Below are 6,722 nucleotides of genomic sequence, written 5' to 3'. Positions count from 1 at the left end.
CTGGATTTGAGTCACCTTACCAGAAATAACCCCACCAGGCAAAGTTCCCTTGGCAGACTACTAGTCTCCCTATCTTATTCAAGATGTTGACGTTGCCGTGGCGTCCGGCTCAGCTTCTGCTAGGAACCGCAGCAAGGACAATCCTTCACTCGGTTCTGTTTCAGAAAAACGGTTGAAGCGTGACAAGCTGCTCAGGAACGATTGCTGAAATTAAAGTCGCGATAAAGAAAAGATAACAAATAAAAAGGGAAGTGGCTACAGGGCACGATTCATCCAACGCGGGTTGCCCCTCGTTAATATTTTGTCTCGAAGTCATTTCCGACAAATGCCAAAAATGTAGCCTGAGTGCTTGATCGTTTTAGGACTCTTACTTCATACTACGCTAAATGTACAGTAAGCCGATTGACATTTAGATAATTGAATTGGCAAAGCAAGCATTATGACTGATCCGCTCTGTCAAGTGCTGGCTTATTTATTGGAGGTTCTGGACAATCTCTTTCCCACAATTCATAAGCGTCAACAGTAAGCATTAACAACAAGCATCAATGATGAGGAATTGCTGAGAAAGACTTGCATAACTCAGACTCGTTTAGCAGCTCAGTTTGATAAGGAAGAAGTAATGAATTCAAGTGTTCTTGTTGCACCTAAATCCTTTATATCTAAGCACTTCAACGTTCAACCTGTTGCAGGGCGAATTGGTGCAGAAATTGTAGGGCTGGATCTCAGCTTGCCGCTGGGCGATGAGGTGATTAGTGATATCCGTAAAGCACTCGTTCAATACAAAGTTATTTTCTTTCGGCAACAATCGCTAGACGCATCAGGACAAGTTGCCTTTGCCCGTCGATTTGGCGAGATTACCATTGCCCATCCCACAGTGCCCTCCCTGCCCAATCATCCTGAAATTCTGGACCTCGATTATGGACGTAATGTGAATCGGGCAAACCATTGGCATACTGATGTCACCTTTGTCGATCGCCCACCCCTCGGTTCAATTCTGCGGGCGGTTGAAATCCCTCCTGTCGGCGGGGATACAGTTTGGGCAAATACGGCGGCTGCCTATCAAGATTTGCCTGACCCTCTCCACCCAGTGGCAGATCAACTCTGGGCAGTTCACAGCAACGCCTACGATTACACGACAGGAAGGGTCGATTTGTCTGAGGAGTTCAAGGCATATCGCCGCATCTTTGAATCTACCGTTTATGAAACACTGCATCCAGTCGTTAGAGTTCATCCTGAATCCGGTGAACGAGTCCTGTTTATCGGTGGCTTCGTACGTCGAATTCAAGGACTCTCTCAAACGGAATCCGATGATTTGCTCCGACTCCTGCAAGCCTATGTCACTCGGCTGGAAAATACGGTTCGCTGGCGGTGGCAGGAAGGCGATGTGGCGTTCTGGGATAACCGCGCAACCCAACACTATGCCATTGATGATTTTGGCAAACAACTGCGTCGCGTTCAGCGAGTCACTTTGGTCGGTGATTTCCCCATTGGTATCGACGGCAGACGCAGTGAAGCGATCAAAGGAGATTCTGCCGTTTATCTTCAGGGCATTATTTCGTAGTTTCCCGAAGCAATAATCGCCTTTTCAACACCACAACAGGTCCAACATTCGCTGCCATCTGGACAACAGTAGGTTTAGGACTACTCTGGCAGTTCAATTTATGGCCCTTCAATGGTCTGAGTCAACCGACGAAAGGGATCGTCACGTCGATCGCCAGCTTAGCCATTTCTATATTTCTCTATGCCATCACAGAAGCAATCTTTGGTCGAGAAAATATTGTCCAAGGGCTTTACTGGTGGTTCAACATTCTCTGGGTTCAAGTCTTTTTAATGGCTCCAGGTCTGTATGACGGAATTGGACTCTGGCAGGATAAGCCGAAGAGAGTTTAGTGAGCGGGATCAGGCTGCATTAGTTTCCTAGCAGCGATCAGATTGCAAATCTTCAGCAGCAATCTTCGCAATTCCAAAACCGATCTGCTCACAGCAGTTTCATCTACGAGTTTTCTCAATCATTGAGAAAGCGGTCTCGCTTCAGTCGCTTTGCATAACCTGTAGGAGATTTTTACAATGCCTAACGTTCTGACGATTTCCGGTAGTCCAACTCATCCTTCCCGCACCTATGGGCTGGCGGAATATGCTAATTCCCTGTTACAGCAGCAGGGCTTTCACACCGATACCATTTCAGTTCGCGATTTTTCTCAGGAAGCACTCGTTTACGGACAGTACAATAGTCCGGCACTGGAACCCGTTAATGCGCTGCTGTCCCAGGCTCACGGGATTATTATTGCCACACCGATCTACAAAGCCTCCTATACGGGATTGCTCAAGTCATTTTTCGATTTGCTGCCGCAGCGAGCTTTTGAAGGCAAAGTGGTTTTGCCGATCGCAACGGGAGGAACAATCGCCCACTTGTTAGCGGTGGATTATGCCTTGAAACCCGTGCTGTTTGAACTGAAGGCGCGGCATATTTTGGGGGGTGTCTACGCTGTTGATAAGCAGCTTCAGCTTCAAGCGGATCAAACGGTTCAGGTGGATGAGGAAACCGACCAGCGATTGAAGCATTCTCTAAATGATTTTGTTGAAGCAATCAATCTGCGTCAGGGTCTATCCAACGGCAAAGCCTTTGCAGAAGTGAGCCACTAAATTCTGCTGCGCGTATAAACAAATAATGCTGAGGTAGGTGATCGATCTTCCACAAGTTGACCTCCCACAAAATAATTCCTCTCATCATTCAAGCTCTACGTTTGTTATGTCTAAATCATCACCCAATCATTCCTCGATTCCTTCAATCGATCGCCTCTCAAGCGATATCAGTCCATTTTCATTTGATTCTGTGTCTAGCGCGATCGCGGCACTTCAAGCAGGTAAAGCCATCATCGTTGTGGATGATGAAGATCGCGAAAACGAAGGCGATTTGATTTGCGCCGCTGAGTTTGCCACGCCTGCAATGATCAACTTTATGGCAACCCAGGCACGGGGCTTAATCTGTCTAGCAATGACGGGCGATCGGCTCGACCAGCTTGATTTGCCGCCGATGGTGCAAAGCAACACAGATGCCCACCAAACAGCATTTACCGTTAGTATTGATGCCGCACCGCATCTGGGGGGTTCAACGGGAATTTCCGCCAGCGATCGATCGCGCACGATTCAGGTTGCCCTTGATCCTGCTACTCGTCCCCAGGATTTGAGACGACCCGGACATATTTTTCCGCTGCGGGCACAGGCAGGCGGTGTCCTTAAACGGGCAGGGCACACGGAAGCAGCTGTGGATCTAGCGCGACTGGCAGGACTCCATCCTGCTGGCGTGATTTGCGAAATTCAAAACCCAAACGGTTCAATGGCGCGACTGCCGGAACTGCAAGCTTACGCGAAAACTCATCATCTCGGAATCATCAGCATTGCGGATCTGATTCGCTATCGTCTTCAGTTCGATCGCTTTGTAACCCGTGAAGCCGTTGCGGAGTTACCCACTCAGTTTGGCCACTTTCAAATTTATGGCTACCGCAATGCCCTAAATGGTTCGGAAGCTACGGCGATCGTCAAAGGGAATCCAGAGGAGTTTGAGCATCAGGCTCCACTGGTTCGCGTTCATTCAGAATGTCTGACTGGAGATGCCTTCGGTTCGCTGCGGTGCGACTGTCGCGAACAGCTTCTTACAGCCCTGCAAATGATTGAAGCGGCAAGACAGGGCGTGGTGGTCTATCTACGTCAGGAAGGCAGGGGTATTGGTTTAGTGAACAAACTCAAAGCCTATTCGCTTCAGGATAAAGGACTCGATACCGTTGCAGCTAATGAACGGCTGGGATTTCAGGCAGACCTTCGCAACTATGGCGTTGGCGCACAAATTCTCAAAGATTTAGGGCTACAGAATATCCGCCTGCTCACAAATAATCCCCGTAAGGTAGTGAGCCTGGATGGCTGGGGACTGGCGATCGTCGAACGTGTTCCACTCGAAATTTCAGCAAACCCTTATAGTGCAGCTTACCTGACCACCAAGGCACAAAAACTGGGGCATCTTCTGAGTCTTGCATTCTAATGAACTCGATAGGACTTCAGGCGCATTAATCCTAGATTCAGTGAACTTGGGATCGCTGTACCTGCGGAGAGAAAAGTGTACGCTAAACTCAGGAAGCTTGATAGGGCTGAGTTGGTAGTGTTCTGGACCTGTGGAAGGACTTAGACGGGAAGCCCGAACTCATAGCGGTTTATAAATAACCCAATCACAATGTCATGCATCCACTCCGACTTCGAAAAACAAATCGTCTTGCGTGTCAATCACTTGATCCGAGTTCGTAACGTTAAGTGCTTCCGTTCAATCTTCTGGGTGTAATGCTTGCCGACTTCATGCTGGTCTTCATCCAGCAACCAAGCATAACCACCCCAACCATCCGTGTAAAACTGTTGAATCTCAAAGGGTATCAGCAACTGCATCAATGATTTCAACGCTGCGTCAGTATGGTCAGCTAACCCATAAGCCAGTACTTTACCACTCGCATGATCAATCGCGTGCCATAACCAGCATTGCTGTTTTTTATTGCTCACAAAGCTCCACATCTCGTCCATTTCTGCCTCATCCACTTGCTGGACAATGACTTCGACCTTCTCAGGTTCAGGCAATTGTTCCAGTAGGGGTTGGTTCACTTGCTTCAGGTGGCGAGACTTTTTTTAACTCTTCAATGACTGTTGTGGGGCTAATGCTTAGCACCCGAGCCGTGTCCCGAATGCCACTGCCGTTGACTGCCATATCGGCAATTTGTTGTTTCACTTCTGGCAGGTAGCCCCGGTAAGAGTAATCTCGAATAAAGGTGCTGCGGGAACAATCGGCATTGCGACACTTGTAGCGTTGTTTGCCCTCGGAGGATTTGCCACGTTTGACCCCATCAGAGCTACTACAAGCAGGACAAAGAACAGGCTCTAGAACCATAGGAGCATGAGGGAATAGACGTAGGAACTATTCTCCCTTACTTCCACAGGTCTAGAACACTACCCAGAAGCACTAGCAATTCTATAATTGAAGAATGCAAAAGCTCACCATCACCCGGCCTGACGACTGGCATCTCCATCTACGCGACGGCGCGGCGTTGAAAGCGGTTCTGCCGCACACGGTACGTCAGTTTGCCCGCGCGATTATCATGCCAAATTTGAAACCTCCAGTACGCTCGATAGCTGATGCCGCAGCCTATCGCGATCGCATCCTTGCAGCAGTTCCAGCGGGTCAACAGTTCGAGCCACTGATGACGCTCTACCTTACTGACAACACAAGTCCCGAAGAAATTATCGCAGCGAAAGCAGCTCAGTTTGTCAAAGCGGTCAAGTATTACCCCGCTGGGGCAACAACCAATTCAGATTTGGGGGTGACGGACATTCGCAAGTGCGATCGCGTTTTTGAAGCGATGCAGCAGGTAGACCTGCCTTTACTCCTGCACGGAGAAGTGACCGATCACGATGTTGATATGTTCGATCGCGAGAAGGTATTTATCGAGCGACATTTGCTCCCGCTCAAGCAACGATTTCCCAGCCTGCGCGTAGTGCTTGAACACATTACCACCTCAGATGCGGTGCAGTATGTCCTATCTGCACACAACATTGCTGCAACAATCACGCCACAACATTTGTTATTTAACCGCAACAGTCTATTTCAAGGTGGCATTCGCCCCCATTTTTATTGCCTGCCAATTTTGAAACGAGAGGAGCATCGCTCGGCGCTTTTGCAAGCAGCAACCTCTGGTAATCCTAAGTTTTTTCTAGGCACCGATAGCGCCCCCCATCCTCGGAATAGCAAAGAAAGTTTCTGTGGCTGTGCGGGTTGCTATTCGGCTCTGCACGCCATGGAGTTGTACACAGAAGCGTTTGAGATTGCCGATGCTCTTGATAAACTTGAAGCTTTCGCCAGCTTCTATGGACCAGATTTTTATCAACTTCCACGTAATACTGAACACATCACTTTGACCAAAACGACATGGTGTGTTCCTGATGAAGTTCCATTCACGGAATCCGGACTTGTGCCCTTACGAGCAGGTCAAGAAATGACTTGGCAAATGGCTTGACCCCAGCCTGAGAGCAGTGAATTGATTTAGATAATTGTGTTATCAACACGCTATGCCTTGATAATTGAAGGTTAAAAGGCTTATCCAGGACGCTTTACTGCGCGAAAAGGAACCATTTTAGAGAAGATTAACGACTCAAATCAGCGGCGGCAGACAAACTTGAACTCAGCACCAGCAACTCTCAACCCTCCGCTGCACTGAGGTTGTGTGCGATTCGTTCATCCCAAATGGATAGCAATATTCAGGGACGGATGGCAAGGAACGGAGGATACCGAACCTTGACAACTTGATTACTGTGAGGGTGCAAGTCCCTCTCCCCAGATGCAAGGGGTGACAGCATCATCTCTACGGTAGCGACTGGTCATCAAGCCGTAAAGCGAGATGAAAAAGCGGTCGCTGAAAGCCTCATTCAGTTATCCCGTTGAGCAGGAATCTATGGATAGCGAAAGCAAAGGTGTGTCTGAACTGCCGTGAGTGCAACCCAGCCAAATCAGGCTGATAGGCTGGAGCCAAAAGGCAAAGGATAGGGGCGGGCGTTTACAATTGCGACCCGTATGCATCCCGGTTGTGTCGCAAAAACAGCCGCTGGTAAGGTAGACAAGCCCCGTTATGCCTTCTCGCCCTCCGATGGCTACTGCTGCTCTGTTCAAGTGGCGGCATTTCTTGCCTGAAATT

The 6,722-nt window shown here is 48.8% G+C and carries 4 protein-coding genes and 1 pseudogene; 4 read left to right on the top strand and 1 reads right to left on the bottom strand.

Annotation, left to right across the window (positions count from 1 at the left end):
• Nucleotides 1–619: 619 nt before the first annotated feature.
• The 3 genes from H6F80_RS07775 (at nucleotide 620) to ribBA (ending at nucleotide 4,036) form a co-directional block, all read left to right on the top strand.
• Nucleotides 620–1,561 carry a TauD/TfdA dioxygenase family protein gene (locus tag H6F80_RS07775; protein ID WP_190791011.1) on the top strand — a complete coding sequence of 314 codons (942 nt, stop codon included), beginning with the start codon at nucleotides 620–622 and terminating at the stop codon, nucleotides 1,559–1,561.
• Nucleotides 1,562–2,067: 506 nt separating this feature from the next.
• Nucleotides 2,068–2,643, top strand: coding sequence for an NADPH-dependent FMN reductase (gene ssuE / locus H6F80_RS07770; protein WP_190791010.1), 576 nt, complete (start codon nucleotides 2,068–2,070; stop codon nucleotides 2,641–2,643).
• A 106-nt stretch (nucleotides 2,644–2,749) separates the two neighbouring features.
• A complete protein-coding gene (ribBA, locus tag H6F80_RS07765; protein ID WP_190791009.1) occupies nucleotides 2,750–4,036 on the top strand; it encodes a bifunctional 3,4-dihydroxy-2-butanone-4-phosphate synthase/GTP cyclohydrolase II in 1,287 nt (428 codons plus the stop codon).
• A gap of 140 nt (nucleotides 4,037–4,176) precedes the next feature.
• Here ribBA and H6F80_RS31200 read toward each other — a convergent pair.
• A pseudogene (locus tag H6F80_RS31200) lies at nucleotides 4,177–4,924 on the bottom strand (IS1 family transposase).
• Between the two features lie 94 nt (nucleotides 4,925–5,018).
• On the opposite strand from H6F80_RS31200, the gene pyrC reads away from it, so the two are divergent.
• The gene (gene pyrC, locus H6F80_RS07755; RefSeq protein ID WP_190791008.1) at nucleotides 5,019–6,047 is read left to right on the top strand and encodes a dihydroorotase; all 1,029 of its coding nucleotides are present in this window, start codon (nucleotides 5,019–5,021) and stop codon (nucleotides 6,045–6,047) included.
• The last annotated feature ends 675 nt before the right edge of the window (nucleotides 6,048–6,722 follow it).

The organism is Leptolyngbya sp. FACHB-711 (assembly GCF_014695615.1).
GTDB lineage: Bacteria > Cyanobacteriota > Cyanobacteriia > Elainellales > Elainellaceae > Leptolyngbya_A.
The sequence above is the reverse complement of the archived record's forward strand: the minus strand, read 5'-3'. Positions and strand labels throughout refer to the sequence as shown.